Here is a 14,498-nt window from a genome sequence, read left to right on the forward strand (position 1 = left end):
AGCGTTCCAGCTCGGCCACGATCTGCACAAGGTCAGGCAAGCTACGTCCAAGCCGATCCAGCCGCCACACCACCAGCGTATCGCCGCTACGCAGCGCCTTCCGGCATTGCTCCAGCTCCTGGCGCGCGCGCAGCGTGATCGTGGTGCAGGACGCCTTCACACGCTATTTCGAAACGCCGGTCGCGGCCGCCTGGCTCGCGCTGGCCGAGCGCCTCGGTTATCGCGTGTTCGTCGCGCCCTTCCTGCCGAACGGCAAGCCGCTGCACGTGCAGGGCTTCCTGCCCGCCTTCGCGCGCGCCGCCCGGCGCAACGCCGCGAGCCTGGCCGCGCTGGCCGCGAGCGGCATCGCCCTGGTCGGCCTCGATCCGGCCATGACGCTCGTCTACCGGCAGGAATATCGCAAGCTGCCCGGCATAGGCACGCTGCCCGAGGTGCTGCTGCCCCAGGAATGGTTGGCGGCGGTGCTGCGGGCGCGACCGCGCCCGGCCGAGTTGCCGCCGCCGCGCGCCTTCCGCCTGCTGCCGCATTGCACCGAGCGCACCAATGCCGGCGCCGCCAGCGCGCTGTGGCAGCCGGTGTTCGAGGCGGCGGGCCTCGCGCTGCGGATGCCCGCCAGCGGTTGCTGCGGGATGTCGGGCACCTACGGGCACGAGGCGCGCAATCGCGAAACCTCCGAGCGTATCTTCGGGCAGTCCTGGGCGCGTCATGTCGAGGCGGACGACGACGAACTGCTCGCCACCGGTTATTCCTGCCGCTGCCAGGTGGCGCGCATCAGCGGCAAGCGCCTGCGCCACCCGATCGAGGCGCTGCTCGATGTTTATCGGAATGGGCGCAACATCGAGGACGCGCGCCCGGGCCCGTAATACGCATATCAATATGACGTGAAGCTTACGCGGCGCGATGAGCGCCGCTCAACGGCTTCGCGCTCCGTCTCAGCAATCCATTTGATTGCACGCGCAACCGATCGGCGCGAAGCCCCGTGCCGTCGGCGGCCGCGCGTCCGTCATCGAAGCGGGATCGACGCCGCGGCCTCGGGCACGCTTGCACGATTCGCGCGCGCCAACGCAAGCACCAGCTTACAAAGCTGCGTTTTCCCGCACATCCCTGCGCATCGAATGCATCGGCACGCCCTAAAGTGGGCGGCCGGCAGGCCGTTAAAACGACGATTCCATCCATCATCGTTCAAGGCCTCAAGCATGAAGTTGTCCACCAAACTGACGGTGCTCGTCGTCACGGCATTGCTCGGTATCGTCCTGTTGGCCGCCACCGCGCTGACCATGATGCGCGGCGAACTGATCGACAGCCGCCGCGACGAGATCGCGACCCTGCTGTCGAAGGCCGAGCACGCGGTGAACGTCTACCGCGAGCGCCAGGCGCGCGGCGAACTCACGCTCGAGGAAGCGCAACAGCAGGCCAAGGAGGCGGTCGCCCGGCTCAATGACGAGGACAGCTATTTCTGGGTCAAGAACGCCGAGAACATCAATATCGTCCACCCGAACCCGGCGCTGCGCGACAAGCGCGTGATCGACAACCCGACCGCCAGCGGCAGGACCGATCGCGAGGAATACGATGCCCAGCTGGCCCGCTCGCACGTGGCCTTCGTCGACCTGCTGCTCAAGCGCCCCGGCGATGCGCAGCCGGTACCGAAGCTGCAGGGCGTGGTGCGGATTCCCGAGTGGAACTGGCTGATCGGCACCGGCTTCTTCTACGACCGGATCGACCAGGTGTTCTACCGTCTCGCGGCGATCCTGGCCGGTATCGCGGTGGCGATCGCGGTGGTCGTCTCGGCGATCGCGCTGGCCATGGTGCGCAGCGTGCGCCGCACGCTCGGCGGCGAGCCGGCCCATGCCACCGAGATCGCCACTCACATCGCCAACGGCCGGTTGCATCTCGAGTTCGATGCCTCGCGCGCCGCGCCCGGCAGCCTGATCGCCGAGCTCGCGCAGATGCGCACGCGCCTGGCGGCGATGATCGCCGAGATCCAGTCCGCCAGCCACGCCATCGCGCACGGTGCCGGCGAGATCGCCCAGGGCAATATCGACCTCTCGCAGCGCACCGAGCAGCAGGCCGCCTCGCTGCAGGAAACGGCCGCCAGCATGGAGCAGATCACCGGTACCGTGAAGCAGAACGCCGACAACGCGCAGCAGGCCAACGGCCTGGTGGGCAGCGCCACCGAAGCCACCTCGCGCGGCGGCGAGGCGGTGCGCCAGGTGGTCGATACGATGTCGAGCATCGCCGAGCAATCCTCACGAATCGCCGACATCACCTCGGTGATCGAGAGCATCGCGTTCCAGACCAACATCCTCGCGCTCAACGCGGCTGTCGAGGCGGCGCGCGCCGGCGAGGAAGGCCGCGGCTTCGCGGTGGTGGCCGCCGAGGTGCGCTCGCTCGCGCAACGCAGCGCCTCGGCCGCCAAGGACATCAAGGAGCTGATCCAGGTGTCGGTGGACCAGGTCGGCGACGGCAACCGGCTGGTGCAACTGGCCGGCGAACGGATGAGCGAGATCGACCGCTCGATCGGGCAGGTGGCCGACATCATCGGCGAGATCTCGGCGGCCTCGGTCGAGCAGAGCACCGGCATCGACCAGGTGGGCCGCGCGGTGACGCAGATGGACGAGGTCACGCAGCAGAACGCGGCCCTGGTCGAGCAGGCAGCGGCCGCGGCCACCTCGCTGGACGAACAGGCGGGCAGGCTGCGTTCGGCCGTGTCGGTATTCCGGCTGGCCTGAGCGCCAGCGCGCCTCGATTGACAGTTAATAGATGACCGGTTATCTTGCTACGCATCCTGCCAACCGGTGACTCCATCCATGCCGCGCCCGCCCAACCCTGAAGTCCGTCTGCGCCTGATCTCCACCGGCCGCCGCGTGGTGCATGAACTCGGCTTCAACGGCTGCGCGGTGCAGGACATCGCCGAGGCGGCCAGCGTGCCGAAGGGCTCGTTCTACAACTACTTCGACAGCAAGGAAGCCTTCGCGGGCGAGATCCTCGAGGCCTATTGGGAGTCGATCGTGGCACGCCACTCGGCCGTGCTGCGCGAGGGCCGGGCCCGGCCGGTCGCGCGCATCCGCAAGTTCTTCCGCCTGCTGTCCGACGATCATCGCGAGGCCGGCTTCGCGCTGGGCTGCCTGATCGGCAATCTCTCGCTGGAGCTGTCCGCCACCAACGAGCAGGCGCGCCTGACCGCGCAGCGCCTGCTCGATCACTGGCAGGCGCTGCTGGCCGACTGCCTGCGCGAAGGCCAGGCGGCCGGCGAGGTCGCGCCGGGCGATGCCGACCAGCTGGCGGCGATCCTGATCGAGGCCTACGAAGGCGCCGTGATGCGCAGCAAGATCGAGCGCAACGGCCAGGCCTGCGAGCGATTCGAAAAAGTGGTGCTCACCCGTCTGCTGGGGTGAGCTTTTTTTTGGCCCAATAATAAAGCGACCGGTCATTTATTATTCGAAGCCGCCTGTTTCCATTCCCGCATCCCCACCGCTCGAAGGAGCCCCGCATGACCCGTTCCACCCTGCCCTACGCCGATCCGTCCGACCCGGCGCTGCCGCCCACCGGCTTCCAGCTCGACCGCACCAAGGCCGCGCTGGTGGTGGTCGATCCGCAGAACGACTTCCTCAGCCCGTCCGGCGTGAGCTGGCCGTATTTCGGCGAGAGCATCGTCGAGAACGGCACCGTCGATCACCTGGAAACCCTGTTCAGGACCGCCAAGCAAACCGGCATCCCGGTGGCCGTCTCGCCGCATTACTACTATCCCTGCGACCACGGCTGGCAGTTCGGCGGCCCGCTGGAAAAGACCATGCACGCGATCGGCATGTTCGAGCGCAAGGGGCCCGTCACGCTCGAGGGCTACGAGGGTTCGGGCGCCGATTTCCTCGAACGCTACAAGCCCTACATCCTCGACGGCGAGACCATCATCGCCTCGCCGCACAAGGTCTATGGGCCCGAGACCAACGACCTGGCGCTGCAGTTGCGCAAGCGCGGCGTCTCGCAGGTGATCCTGGCCGGCATGGCCGCCAACCTCTGCATCGAGTCGCATCTGCGCGAGCTGGTCGAGCAGGGTTTCGAGGTGCTGGTGGTGCGCGATGCGACGGCCGGCCCGCGCGTGCCCGAAGGCGACGGCTACCTGGCCGCGCTGGTCAACTTCCGCTTCATCGCGCATGCGCTGTGGAGCACCGCGCAGACCGTCGAGGCCCTGCAAGCGACGGCCTGAACGCGCTCAAGCGGCCGGCAGCGCGAGCCGCGCCAGCTCGGCGAAGTAGCGCGCGCCGATCGGCAGCAGCGCGTCGTTGAAATCGTAGGACGCATTGTGCAGCGGCGTGCCGCCCTCGCCGGCCGTCACGCCGTTGCCGATGAACACGAAGTTGCCCGGCACCGCCTGCAGGAAGGCGCCGAAATCCTCGGAGATCATCATCGGCTGCACGTTCGCGTCGACGGCCGCCGCGCCGGCCACGCGCGTGGCCGCCTCCACCGCCAGCGCCACGTATCGCGCCGGGTTCACGGTCGGCGCGAACTCGTGCGTGTAGTCGAAGCGGCATTCGGCGCCGTGGCTCGCGCAGATGCCCTCGCTGATCTCGCGCATGCGCCTGGCCAGCATGGCCTGCACCTCGGGCGCGTAGCTGCGCGTATCGCCCTTGATGGTGACCGTCGACGGGATCACGTTGCGCAGCCCGTCGGTGATGAACTCGGTGCAGGACACCACGGCCTGCAGCCCCGGATCGAGATTGCGCGAGACGATGGTCTGCAGCGCCAGCACGATCTGCGAGGCGATCACGATCGGATCGATGCCCATCTGCGGGCGCGCCGCGTGCGTGCCGCGCCCGCGTATCTCGATCACGAAGTTGTCCTCGCTGGCCATGATGCCGCCGGCGCGCGTCGCGAAGCTGCCGGCCGGCATGCCCGGCATGTTGTGCGCGCCGAAGATCGCCTCCACCGGAAAGCGCTCGAACAGGCCGTCGGCCATCATCGCCTTGGCGCCGCGCCCGTGTTCCTCGGCCGGCTGGAACACGAAGCGCACGATGCCGTCGAAGTCGCGCCGCTCGGCCAGCAACTGCGCCGCGCCGAGCACCATCGACATATGGCCGTCGTGGCCGCAGGCGTGCATCTTGCCCGGCACGCACGAGGCATGGGCACGGCCCGGCGCCTGCTCGACGATGTTCAGCGCATCCATCTCGGCGCGGATCGCGATCGCGCGCTCGCCGCGGCCGGCCCGCAGGTTCGCCACCAGCCCCGTGCCGCCGATGCCGCGATGCACCTCCAGCCCGAGCGCGCCCAGGATGCGCGCCACCGTGTCCGAGGTGCGGACCTCCTCGAAGCCCGTTTCCGGGTATTGATGAAACTGCCGGCGCCAGCCGGCCAGCTTGTCCTGCAGGGAGCTTTCCATGTTCCTTGTCCTGGCTATCTTCAATGACTTTCCGGTGATCGATGCGCCGCCGCGCCTTATGCGTCGAGCGGCAGGCGTGCCGCGTCGTCGAGCCAGGCCCGCCGGCGCGCGATCACGGCCTCGGCGGCCTCGCCCGTCAAGGAGGCATAGACGCCCGGCGCGGTCGCGCCCTCGGTATTGATCAGCAGTACGCGAGAATTCGCGTCGAGCCCGGCGCGCGCGGCCAGCGCGCGATCGCGCACCAGCACCGCCAGCCCCGCGTGGCCGGCCGCGCCCGATTCGCCGGCCAGCACCGGCACGTCGCCATCCGCGCCGGCCGCCAGCGCGCGCATCGCCAGCGTCGCGTCGGCATCGTCGATGGTGAGGAACGCGTCGATGCAGGGCTGCAGGATGCGCCAGGCGAGCGGCGAAGCCTCGCCGCAGGCCAGCCCCGCCATCACCGAATCGACGCTGCCGGAAGCCTTCGCCGCGCGGCCGGCGATGGCGCTCTGGTAGAGGCAATCGGCCTGGGCCGGCTCGACCACCAGGAAGCGCGGGCGGCTCGCGCCGAAATGCTCCCACAGATAGCTGGCGATGCCGGCCGCCAGGCCGCCCACGCCGCCTTGCAGGATCACGTGCGTGAAGCGCGGCTGCCCGGCGGCCTGCGCGAGCAGCTCGGCCGCGATCACGCCGTAACCCTGCATCACGTCGCGCGGAATCGCCTCGTAGCCTTCATACGAGGTATCGGACACCACATGCCAGCCCTGCTCGCGCGCGAGCCGCGCCGCGTGCTCGACCGATTCGTCGTAGTTGCCGGCGATCCGCACGATGCGCGCGCCATGAGCGGCGATCGCCCGCTCGCGCTCGGCACTGACCCGCGCATGCAGCACGATCACGCAGGCGCAGCCGAGCGATTGCGCCGCGGCCGCGAGCGCCGTGCCGTGATTGCCGTCGGTGGCGCTGATCACGGTCAGCGCGGCAAGCTCCTCGGCATGGCGGCCGGCGAACAGCGCCTGCGGCTCGAAGCGCGCCTCGGGCATCAGGCGCAGCGCGAGGCGCAGCAGCGCGACCGGCGCGCCCAGCGCCTTGAAGCTGCCGAGCGGCGAACGCAGCGACTCGTCCTTGACGGCCAGCGCGGCGATGCCGAAGCGCGCCGCGGCGCCGGGCAGGTTCCAGAGCGGTGTCGCGCCACGCTCGATCAGCGGCCAGTGCGCGAGCCAGGCGCCGCTCTGGCGGGCCGTGTCGATATCGAGGATGCGACGCAGCGCGTCAGGATAGGGGGTGAAGCAGGCGTTCGGATTGGCGAACAGCATGGATGGGGCTCCCGGGAAGCGGATTCGGATCGGGTAAATAATATTTCGCCGTGACGCGAATCCTGTCTCGTTGTTATCCTGCCTGACGCAATTTTTTATCGATTCCGCGTTCATCCGCCCCCGACATCCTCATGACCACGCCCCTCGACACCTACGACCGCAAGCTGCTGGCCGAGATCCAGCGCGACGCGCAAACCCCGCAGAACGAGCTGGGCGCGCGCGTGAACCTGTCCACGGCGGCGGTCAACCGACGCCTGCGCCGCCTGGCCGAGGAAGGCGTGATCGAGCGCTACACGGCCGTGGTCGCGCCCGAGAAGGCCGAGCACCCGCTCACGATCGTGGTGAACGTCGAGGTGGAGAGCGAGCAGATCGACCTGCTCGACGCGATGAAGCGCAGCTTCGCGCAGTGCCCGCAGATCCAGCAGTGCTACTACGTGGCGGGCGAATGGGATTTCGTGCTGATCGTCGCCGTCAAGCACATGGAGCAGTACAACGAGCTGACGCGGCGGCTGTTCTTCTCGAACAACAACGTCCGGCGCTTCAAGACGCTGGTCAGCATGGGCCGCGTGAAGGTGGGGCTGGAGGTGCCGATGGAGCTGGAGGCCTGAGCGGTCGAGGTGGGCGGCGCGAAGGCGCGCATGCCGGGTGGAATCGGCAAGGCCCGTCGCGACGCATCGCGGGCGCCGACGGGCCCGCGCGTTGCTAGGTCGGGATCGTTCGGCCAGCGGCGGCGCGGCTCCGCGGCATGGCAGGCGATGCCGCTGCCGAGCCGGCTGGACGAAAGCCCCGGCGCCGCCTAACATGGGCAGCGCTTTTCCTGCCAACTCGATACAGGAGCACCCCATGTCAGTTGATGCGAAATACAAGACCTCCGCCACGGCAACCGGCGGCGGCCGCGACGGCAAGACCGAGCTCGCCGACGGCACGATGTCGCTGCAGCTCACGGTCCCGAAGGAACTGGGCGGCCCGGGCGGCGACGGCGCCAACCCCGAGAAGCTGTTCGCGCTCGGTTATTCGGCCTGCTACCTCGGCGCGATGCGCGTCGCGGCCCAGCAGACCAAGATCAAGGTGCCGGATGGCTCGACCGTCAAGGCGACCATCGGCATGGGCCCGCGCTCGGAAGGCGGCTACGGCATCACCGCCGAACTCGACGTCTACCTGCCCGGCCTCGACGAGGCCGACGCGAAGAAGCTGGTCGAGACCACCCACACCATCTGCCCGTATTCGAACGCCATCAAGGCCAGCGTCGACGTGAAGACGACCACGCACAGCTGAGATCGAATCCGTCTTCCACCGGGTTCGACATCGCACGGGGCGGCAAGCCAGGCTTGCCGCCCCGTTTCATTTGCAGGTCTCGATGGGCGATGCGGCGCCGGCCGCGGCCGGCATGTGGCCGCGGATCACGCCGTCCACCACGGCGGGCAGCCCGTCGCAAAGCGCCGCCACTTCCTCGTCGGTCCAGCGCGGCGATACCGCCCCCTGCCAGACCAGCATCAGCGCATCGGTCATGCGCCCGGGCTCGGCCGCGCCCGAGGCCAGGCAATGCGCATGCAGGAAGGCCCGCAAGGCGCCGCGCAGCGCCAGGCTGCGCTGGCCGGCGGCGGGCAGGGCCTCGCCCTGCGAGGTCAGCCGGGCCAGCCGGCAATCGCAGGCCGCATCGGCACGCACGCGGCGCGCCAGGTCGTCGAACAAGGCGATCAGCACCGCGCGCGGCGTGCCGTCGGTGGCGCCGGCGATCTCGTCCCAGCGCGCGCGCTCGCCGTCGCAAAGCCGCCCGGCCACTTCGTCGAGCAAGGCCGCGCGCGAGCCGAAGATCCGGTAGATCGCCATCTTGTGCAGGCCCGCGCGCTCGGCGATGCGATCCACATGCACGGGCTCGCCGCCGTCGCGCTCGACCAGGTCCACCACGGCCTGCAGGATCGCCGCGCGCGAATCCTCGGCGCGGCGATAGCGGGCGCGCGCCGGCGCGGCCGGCCCGCGCCGCGTGAGCCGGATGTCGACGAGATCGGGCGAATCGCCGGGAGCAAGGTCCATGGCAGGGATCGGGAAGTCGGGCCGGCCGGTGCTGCTCATGGCTGCGCCGGGGCGTCGTCCCAGGGACTGAAGCCGGTGTTCAGCACCGCCGCGAGCGAGCGCCGCAAACCGGCCGCGCGCTGCTCGCCATAGGACCGTTCGAAGGCATCCTGCACCTGCTGCCAGATCGGCAGCGCCTGGCGATAGACGCGCTCGCCGGCCGCGGTGATCGAGATCGCCTTGCGGCGGCGATCGTCCTCGCCGGGACGGATCGCCAGCAGGCCGTCGCGTTCGAGCGGCTTCAGGTTGGTCGACAGCGTGGTGCGGTCCATCGCCATCACGGTGGCCAGCTCGCCCACGCCGAGCGGGCCGCCCGCGCGCAGCTTGTGCAGGATCGAGAATTGGGTGGCGCGCAGCCCGACCTGGCTGAGCGCGCCGTCGTAGAGCGCGGTCAGGTAGCGCGAGGCCTTGCGCGCGGCCAGGCAGTTGCAGCGTCCGTCGAGGTTCGTGCTGGTGTCCATGATCGGAAGGAGATGGAGGGCATCGCTCGTCGCGCGAGACGGTTTCGCATCGCGCCCATCAGGCGCCGAAGCGGCTGCCCCGCCGCCCGCTTCGCGAGACGCGACAAGGCGCGAGCGGATTGCCGGCGGGGACTGCGCTGCATATTATGCGCATATCAACGCATTGTAAAGCGAGGGCGGGCCGCTACAACTCGACGCAAAAGATGGCCATCGCCGAGGCGCTGAACCAGTCATTGGTGGAGGCGCTCGGCATTCCTCGCGGCAATCGTTTCGTCATGCTTAGCGAGCACGGCGAGGACGAGCTGTTCATCGACCCGGACTTCATGGGCATGCAGCGCATGCGACAAGGCGATGATCATCACCGTGCTGCTCGGCGCGCATCGCGGGCAGCACGACAAGACGGCGCTGCTGGCCGCGGAGCGCGTGGAGGCGCATCCCGACGATGTGTTCGCCGCGCTGGTGAGGCGCCTCAGGCCCGCCGCGCCAGGCGGCGCGCCCAGACCGCGTCGAGGCTCAGGGACTCGCCGCCGCGCACGATCAGCGTGAGCGTGATCAGCAGGTACAGCGACTCGGGCAGATAGAGCAGCCAACTGGTCCAGCCGATCGGCCCGAGCCCCGCCGGGATCTGGTGAAGCCCGACGGTGGCCAGCGCGACGCCGCTGATCGCGAACAGCACCAGCGCGGCCGGACGCGTACCGAGGCCCAATGCCAGCAGCAGGCCAAACAGGCACTCGCAGCCCGCCACGAACGGCGCCATCAGCTCGGGACAGGGCACCTGCGCCTCGGTGATGGTCTGCAGCATCGCGGCGCGATTTTCCGGCAGCACCAGCTTGTTGAAACCGGAAGCCGAAAAGAATACGCCGGTCGCAATCCGCATCAGCGCGATCGGCCAACTCGCCGGATAAGCGGATGACGGCTGCACCAACGCAATACGCCGCAGAGTGTGAAATATGTTCATATTGAATTCGTGACTAAAAAAAATCGCGTATCTTGCCGGCATCGCGACTCGTTTACCGCATTAGGCATTTCGAACCGGTCCGAATCAATCGCCGAGGTTTAATCGCGAAACCCTACCCGCATCACGCCTGGCGGGCAAGCCGGAAATTCGCAAAGCCCTTAAAAACAGGGGCGATGGGCGATAGCGCGATGCCCCCTGTCGGCAAATCGACAGGATGATGCATCGCAAAAAATCGTTTGAATCGATTTGATGGTTTTTTACATTGCAGCGCCGATACTCGCATGAAAATCCGCTCGGACCAGTCTGAAACGATTCATGCCGGCTTTACCCTGCCGGAATTACCGGGATACCCGCAATCGGGCATATCCATTTCGACAATCTCGACCTAGTATGAAATCGGCCGATTCCAGCGGCCGTTTCGGTGTCATCGATCCATCCTGATGAGGAGTCCAACTCATGAACCTGTCTCACCGACTCGCCGCTGAAGTCTTCGGCACCTTCTGGCTGGTACTGGGCGGCTGCGGCGCGGCCGTGCTCGCGGCCGCGTTCCCGCAACTGGGCATCGGCTTCGCCGGCGTCGCGCTGGCCTTCGGCCTGACCGTGCTGACCATGGCCTTCGCGATCGGCCATATCTCGGGCTGCCACCTGAACCCGGCCGTCAGCGTCGGCCTCACCGTGGCCGGCCGCTTCCCGGCTCGCGACCTGGTGCCCTACATCGTCGCGCAGGTGGTGGGCGGCGCGCTCGGCGCCTTCGCGCTGTACCTGATCGCCACCGGCAAGCCCGGCTTCGACTTGGTGGGCAGCGGTTTCGCGACCAACGGCTTCGGCGATCGCTCGCCCGGCCATTACTCGCTGGGCGCGGCCTTCATCTGCGAAGTGGTGATGACGGCCTTCTTCCTGTTCGTGATCCTCGGCGCCACCGACAAGCGCGCGCCGGCCGGCTTCGCGCCGATCGCGATCGGCCTGTGCCTGACGCTGATCCACCTGATCTCGATCCCCGTCACCAACACCTCGGTGAACCCGGCACGCTCGACCGGCCCGGCGCTGTTCGTCGGCGGTGACGCGATCGGCCAGCTGTGGCTGTTCTGGGCCGCGCCGCTGATCGGCGCCGTGATCGCCGGCGTGGTCTACCCGATCGTGGCGGGACGCGGCTCGGTGATCGACGCGCTGCCCCCGGCGGCGGCTCCCGCCGAATGAAAAACGGCGGCGCGAGCCTGCCGATGCAGGTTCGCGCCGCCGTTCGTTCCCAGTCGCTGCTGCAGCAGCAGAGCAGGACAAGCATGCCGCGCTTCCTCGCGAAGCGCCCGCCGGCCCCCGTCCCCGCCCCTCCCCCGTCCCTCCCCCGCCTCAGATCGACTGCTCGATCGCCTTGCCGAGCAGTTCCACGCCCAGGTCGACCTCCGCCTCGCTCACCGTCAGCGGCGGCGCGATCCGGAACACGCCGCCCATCCCCGGCAGTTGCACGATGTTCATGCTCAGGCCGAGCTTCATGCATTCGCGCGTGATCTTCGCGCCGAGCCCGTCGGCCGGCTCCTTGCTGCGGCGATCCTTGACCACCTCCATGCCCAGCAGCAGCCCGCGCCCGCGCACGTCGCCGATGCAGTCGTAGCGCTCCATCAGCCCGAGCAGGCCGTGGCGCAGGCGCTCGCCCATCTGGTTGGCGCGCGCCACCAGCCCTTCCTTCGCCACCACGTCGAGCACGCGCAGGCCGACCGCGGCCGGCAGCGGATCGGAAACGTGGGTGGTGTAGAACAGGTAGCCGCGTTCGTGCGCGCGCTCCTCGATCTCGGCCGAGGTGACCACCGCCGCCAGCGGCAGCCCGGCGCCCAGCGTCTTCGACAAGGTCAGGATGTCGGGCGTGACGCCATCGCGCTCGAACGCGAACAGGGTGCCGGTGCGGCCCACGCCGGTCTGCGCCTCGTCGAGGATCAGCAGCATGCCGCGCTCCTCGCACTTGCGCTTGAGCGCGGCCAGGTAGCCCGGCGGCAGCTCGATGATGCCGCCCGAGCTGAGGATCGGCTCGGCGATGAAGGCCGCCAGGTTGCCGCTCGACTGGCGGTCGACCAGGTCGAAGGCGTAGTCGAGCTCGGCCAGGTAGTCGTAGCGGCCCTCGCGCTCGAAGCGCGGGCGATAGGTGAAGGGCGCGGGGATCGCGAACGAGCCGACCGCCGCCGGGCCCACGCCCTTGCGCCCCGCGCTGTAGGTGGCCGAGGCGGCGTGCCCGGTCATGCCGTGCCAGGACTGCGCGAAACCCACCACCTCGTACTTGCCGGTGACCAGCTTGGCCATCCGGATCGCGGCCTCGTTGGATTCCGCGCCGGTGCTCAGCAGCAGGGCGCGGTCGAGCCCGGGCGGGGTGATCTCGGCCAGGCGCGTGGCGAGATCCACCACCGGCCGCGACAGCATCCCGCTGAACAGGTGGTCGAGCTTGCCCGCGTATTCGTTGATCACCGAGACGATCTCGGGATGGCTGTGGCCGAGCACGGCGCTCATCTGCCCGGAGGTGAAATCGAGGATCGCGCGCCCGTCGGCGTCGTAGACGAAGCTGCCCTGCGCGCGCTCGATGATCATCGGTTCGAAGCTGCCGCCGTAGCGGATCAGGTGCTGCCTGGCGCGTTGCCAGAACTGCTCGTCTTGATTGCGGGACACCGTGGTTCTCCTGGCTGGACTGGCGGATCCCTCGCGGCGACGGACCCGGGTGAACGAATGCTTGCAGTCTAGTGGCCGCTCTGGTTTTATAGAATCTAATAGTTTTAATGCCAGATAGTAGATCTGCTAATACCTTGGGGAACCTGCCTTGAGCCAGACACTCGATATCGACCTGCTGCGCAGCTTCGTCGCGATCGCGGAAGTGCGCGCGCTGAGCCGTGCCGCCGATCGCGTCGGCCGCACCCAGTCCGCGCTGAGCCAGCAGTTGCGGCGCCTGGAGGAGATCGTCGAGCAGCCGCTGTTCCAGCGCACCGGGCGCGGCGTGGTGCTCACGCATCCCGGCGAGCGCCTGCTCGGCCATGCGCAGCGCATCCTGCGGCTGCACGACGAGGCGCTGGCCGATCTGTCCGGCAAGGGTCTGTCCGGCACGATCCGCTTCGGCTGCCCCGAGGATTACGCCACCACCTTCCTGCCGCCGCTGCTGCGGCAGTTCTCGATCCAGCATCCGCATGCGCAGGTCGAGGTGTTCTGCGCGCCGTCACCGCGCCTGCACGAGCAACTGGCCAAGCACGCGATCGACCTGGCGATGGTTTCGGTGGCCGATGGGCAGCCGGCCGGCAGCGGCCCGATCCGCCGCGAGCCGCTGGTCTGGATCGGCTATCCGGGCCTCGCGCCGGCCGATTTCGAGCCCTTGCCGCTGGCGCTGTCCGATCCCGACACGCTCGACCATCGCGCCGCCTGCGCGGCCCTGCAGCGCGCCGGGCGCGCCTACCGGATCGCCTACGCGAGCAGCAGCCTGGCCGGCCTGATCGCGCTGGTGCGTTCGGGGCAGGCCTTCGCGGTGGTCACGCAGATGGCCGTGCCGCCCGACCTGGCGATCCTCGGCGGCGATCCGGGCCTGCCGGCCCTGCCCGCGGTCGGCATCACGCTGCGGCTCGAGCAGGCGCAGCCCTCGCCGCTGGTCGAGGCCTTCGCCGAACATATCCGCGCCACCCTGCCCTCGCTGTGAGGGCTCGGCGATTCGTTCGCGATCCTCATCGATCTCGCGCGACGGGCATGTCAGGCGAGCAGGCGCTCGAACAGCGGCGCGAGCGTGTCGACCAGCGCCTGCCGGTCCGCCTCGGCCAGCGGCGAGAGCCCGATCATCTGCCGCATCATCTGGAAACCGGCGATCAAGGCCAGCACCAGCGCCGCGCGTTGCGGCGCATGCGCGCCATCGAGCAGGGACGCGATCGCGCCGAGCTGGAAACGCTCGATCTGCTCGCGCGCGATCGCGACGGCGCGATCGCTCGAGGCCGAGCGCATCATGATCTGGAAACCCTCGAGCGGCACCGCGTCGACGGCCGTGATGTCAACCAGCGCGGCAGCCACGCGCTCGCCCGACACGGGCCGCGCGAGGATCGCCGGCAACACCACCGAGGTGCTCGCCATCGACTCGGCCAGCACCTCGGCGAACAAACCCTCCTTCGAACCGAAGTAGCGATTGACCAGCATCGCCGTCACGCCGGCGCCGGCCGCGATCTCGCGCACGCCGGCGCCCTCGTAGCCCTGGCGCGCGAAGGCCAGGCGCGCCGAGGCGAGGATCGCCCGGCGCGTGGCGGCGGCATTGCGCCTGCGTTTCTCGGGCGGCGGCGGGGGCGTCGTCATCGGGATCGGCTCTTGTCTCGAAGCATGCGAAGGTAGACGGATGA

The 14,498-nt window shown here is 69.0% G+C and carries 15 protein-coding genes and 2 pseudogenes; 9 read left to right on the forward strand and 8 right to left on the reverse strand.

Annotation, left to right across the window (positions count from 1 at the left end; all coding sequences use genetic code 11):
* Positions 1–124: pseudogene (locus F3J10_RS18105) on the reverse strand (recombinase family protein); the annotation flags it as partial.
* Here F3J10_RS18105 and F3J10_RS18110 point away from each other — a divergent pair.
* The 4 genes and pseudogenes from F3J10_RS18110 to F3J10_RS18125 all read left to right on the forward strand — a co-directional run.
* Positions 111–863, forward strand: a pseudogene (locus F3J10_RS18110) ((Fe-S)-binding protein); the annotation flags it as partial. The pseudogenes F3J10_RS18105 and F3J10_RS18110 sit on opposite strands and share 14 nt — an antisense overlap.
* 333 nt (positions 864–1,196) lie before the next feature.
* The gene (locus F3J10_RS18115) at positions 1,197–2,729 is read left to right on the forward strand and encodes a methyl-accepting chemotaxis protein (protein WP_167234476.1); all 1,533 of its coding nucleotides are present in this window, start codon (positions 1,197–1,199) and stop codon (positions 2,727–2,729) included.
* 78 nt (positions 2,730–2,807) lie between these two features.
* The gene (locus tag F3J10_RS18120) at positions 2,808–3,395 is read left to right on the forward strand and encodes a TetR/AcrR family transcriptional regulator (protein WP_013691148.1); all 588 of its coding nucleotides are present in this window, start codon (positions 2,808–2,810) and stop codon (positions 3,393–3,395) included.
* 95 nt (positions 3,396–3,490) lie between these two features.
* Positions 3,491–4,204, forward strand: a complete 714-nt coding sequence (locus tag F3J10_RS18125; protein ID WP_025102315.1) for an isochorismatase family cysteine hydrolase — start codon at positions 3,491–3,493, stop codon at positions 4,202–4,204.
* 6 nt (positions 4,205–4,210) lie between these two features.
* On the opposite strand, the gene F3J10_RS18130 is transcribed toward F3J10_RS18125, so the two are convergent.
* The gene (locus F3J10_RS18130) at positions 4,211–5,374 is read right to left on the reverse strand and encodes a M20 aminoacylase family protein (RefSeq protein ID WP_167242656.1); all 1,164 of its coding nucleotides are present in this window, start codon (positions 5,372–5,374) and stop codon (positions 4,211–4,213) included.
* A 56-nt stretch (positions 5,375–5,430) separates the two neighbouring features.
* Positions 5,431–6,666 (reverse strand): diaminopropionate ammonia-lyase, encoded by a 1,236-nt coding sequence (locus F3J10_RS18135; protein WP_167242657.1) that lies wholly within the window; start codon positions 6,664–6,666, stop codon positions 5,431–5,433.
* A 131-nt stretch (positions 6,667–6,797) separates the two neighbouring features.
* Here F3J10_RS18135 and F3J10_RS18140 point away from each other — a divergent pair, with 131 nt between their 5' ends.
* Both F3J10_RS18140 and F3J10_RS18145 read left to right on the forward strand, forming a co-directional pair.
* On the forward strand, positions 6,798–7,274 hold the full coding sequence (locus F3J10_RS18140; RefSeq protein ID WP_036036363.1) for an Lrp/AsnC family transcriptional regulator: 477 nt from the start codon (positions 6,798–6,800) through the stop codon (positions 7,272–7,274).
* A gap of 235 nt (positions 7,275–7,509) precedes the next feature.
* Positions 7,510–7,941 carry an organic hydroperoxide resistance protein gene (locus F3J10_RS18145; RefSeq protein WP_167242658.1) on the forward strand — a complete coding sequence of 144 codons (432 nt, stop codon included), beginning with the start codon at positions 7,510–7,512 and terminating at the stop codon, positions 7,939–7,941.
* Between the two features lie 66 nt (positions 7,942–8,007).
* Here F3J10_RS18145 and F3J10_RS18150 read toward each other — a convergent pair whose 3' ends face one another.
* Together F3J10_RS18150 and F3J10_RS18155 are read right to left on the reverse strand one after the other, a co-directional pair.
* Positions 8,008–8,700: a TetR/AcrR family transcriptional regulator gene (locus F3J10_RS18150; RefSeq protein WP_167242659.1), complete on the reverse strand. Its 693-nt coding sequence runs from the start codon at positions 8,698–8,700 to the stop codon at positions 8,008–8,010.
* Positions 8,701–8,735: 35 nt separating this feature from the next.
* Entirely contained in the window at positions 8,736–9,200 is a 465-nt protein-coding gene (locus tag F3J10_RS18155) for a MarR family winged helix-turn-helix transcriptional regulator (RefSeq protein WP_167242660.1), read from the reverse strand.
* A gap of 203 nt (positions 9,201–9,403) precedes the next feature.
* Here F3J10_RS18155 and F3J10_RS18160 point away from each other — a divergent pair, with 203 nt between their 5' ends.
* A complete protein-coding gene (locus F3J10_RS18160; protein ID WP_240155627.1) occupies positions 9,404–9,781 on the forward strand; it encodes a hypothetical protein in 378 nt (125 codons plus the stop codon).
* Here the strand turns inward: F3J10_RS18160 and F3J10_RS18165 are convergent.
* Positions 9,670–10,077: a DoxX family membrane protein gene (locus F3J10_RS18165; protein WP_200873252.1), complete on the reverse strand. Its 408-nt coding sequence runs from the start codon at positions 10,075–10,077 to the stop codon at positions 9,670–9,672. The genes F3J10_RS18160 and F3J10_RS18165 overlap by 112 nt on opposite strands.
* Positions 10,078–10,614: 537 nt before the next feature.
* Between F3J10_RS18165 and aqpZ the strand changes: the two genes are divergently transcribed.
* Positions 10,615–11,355 carry an aquaporin Z gene (gene aqpZ / locus F3J10_RS18170; protein WP_025102243.1) on the forward strand — a complete coding sequence of 247 codons (741 nt, stop codon included), beginning with the start codon at positions 10,615–10,617 and terminating at the stop codon, positions 11,353–11,355.
* A 150-nt stretch (positions 11,356–11,505) separates the two neighbouring features.
* On the opposite strand, the gene F3J10_RS18175 is transcribed toward aqpZ, so the two are convergent.
* A complete protein-coding gene (locus tag F3J10_RS18175) occupies positions 11,506–12,807 on the reverse strand; it encodes an aspartate aminotransferase family protein (protein WP_025101525.1) in 1,302 nt (433 codons plus the stop codon).
* A gap of 148 nt (positions 12,808–12,955) precedes the next feature.
* Between F3J10_RS18175 and F3J10_RS18180 the strand changes: the two genes are divergently transcribed.
* Entirely contained in the window at positions 12,956–13,816 is an 861-nt protein-coding gene (locus F3J10_RS18180) for a LysR family transcriptional regulator (protein WP_013691159.1), read from the forward strand.
* A 50-nt stretch (positions 13,817–13,866) separates the two neighbouring features.
* On the opposite strand, the gene F3J10_RS18185 is transcribed toward F3J10_RS18180, so the two are convergent.
* Positions 13,867–14,454 (reverse strand): TetR/AcrR family transcriptional regulator, encoded by a 588-nt coding sequence (locus F3J10_RS18185; RefSeq protein ID WP_167232989.1) that lies wholly within the window; start codon positions 14,452–14,454, stop codon positions 13,867–13,869.
* Between the last annotated feature and the right edge of the window lie 44 nt (positions 14,455–14,498).

The organism is Burkholderia sp. Cy-637 (assembly GCF_011753175.1).
Taxonomy (GTDB): domain Bacteria; phylum Pseudomonadota; class Gammaproteobacteria; order Burkholderiales; family Burkholderiaceae; genus Burkholderia; species Burkholderia gladioli.

Excerpts from the sequence above, each read along its gene's own strand:
- F3J10_RS18115 (WP_167234476.1), top strand. The coding sequence starts at position 1,197 with ATGAAGTTGTCCACCAAACTGACGGTGCTCGTCGTCACGGCATTGCTC.
- F3J10_RS18120 (WP_013691148.1), top strand. The coding sequence starts at position 2,808 with ATGCCGCGCCCGCCCAACCCTGAAGTCCGTCTGCGCCTGATCTCCACC.
- F3J10_RS18125 (WP_025102315.1), top strand. The coding sequence starts at position 3,491 with ATGACCCGTTCCACCCTGCCCTACGCCGATCCGTCCGACCCGGCGCTG.
- F3J10_RS18130 (WP_167242656.1), bottom strand. The coding sequence starts at position 5,374 with ATGGAAAGCTCCCTGCAGGACAAGCTGGCCGGCTGGCGCCGGCAGTTT.
- F3J10_RS18135 (WP_167242657.1), bottom strand. The coding sequence starts at position 6,666 with ATGCTGTTCGCCAATCCGAACGCCTGCTTCACCCCCTATCCTGACGCG.
- F3J10_RS18140 (WP_036036363.1), top strand. The coding sequence starts at position 6,798 with ATGACCACGCCCCTCGACACCTACGACCGCAAGCTGCTGGCCGAGATC.
- F3J10_RS18145 (WP_167242658.1), top strand. The coding sequence starts at position 7,510 with ATGTCAGTTGATGCGAAATACAAGACCTCCGCCACGGCAACCGGCGGC.
- F3J10_RS18150 (WP_167242659.1), bottom strand. The coding sequence starts at position 8,700 with ATGGACCTTGCTCCCGGCGATTCGCCCGATCTCGTCGACATCCGGCTC.
- F3J10_RS18155 (WP_167242660.1), bottom strand. The coding sequence starts at position 9,200 with ATGGACACCAGCACGAACCTCGACGGACGCTGCAACTGCCTGGCCGCG.
- F3J10_RS18160 (WP_240155627.1), top strand. The coding sequence starts at position 9,404 with ATGGCCATCGCCGAGGCGCTGAACCAGTCATTGGTGGAGGCGCTCGGC.
- F3J10_RS18165 (WP_200873252.1), bottom strand. The coding sequence starts at position 10,077 with ATGCGGATTGCGACCGGCGTATTCTTTTCGGCTTCCGGTTTCAACAAG.
- aqpZ (WP_025102243.1), top strand. The coding sequence starts at position 10,615 with ATGAACCTGTCTCACCGACTCGCCGCTGAAGTCTTCGGCACCTTCTGG.
- F3J10_RS18185 (WP_167232989.1), bottom strand. The coding sequence starts at position 14,454 with ATGACGACGCCCCCGCCGCCGCCCGAGAAACGCAGGCGCAATGCCGCC.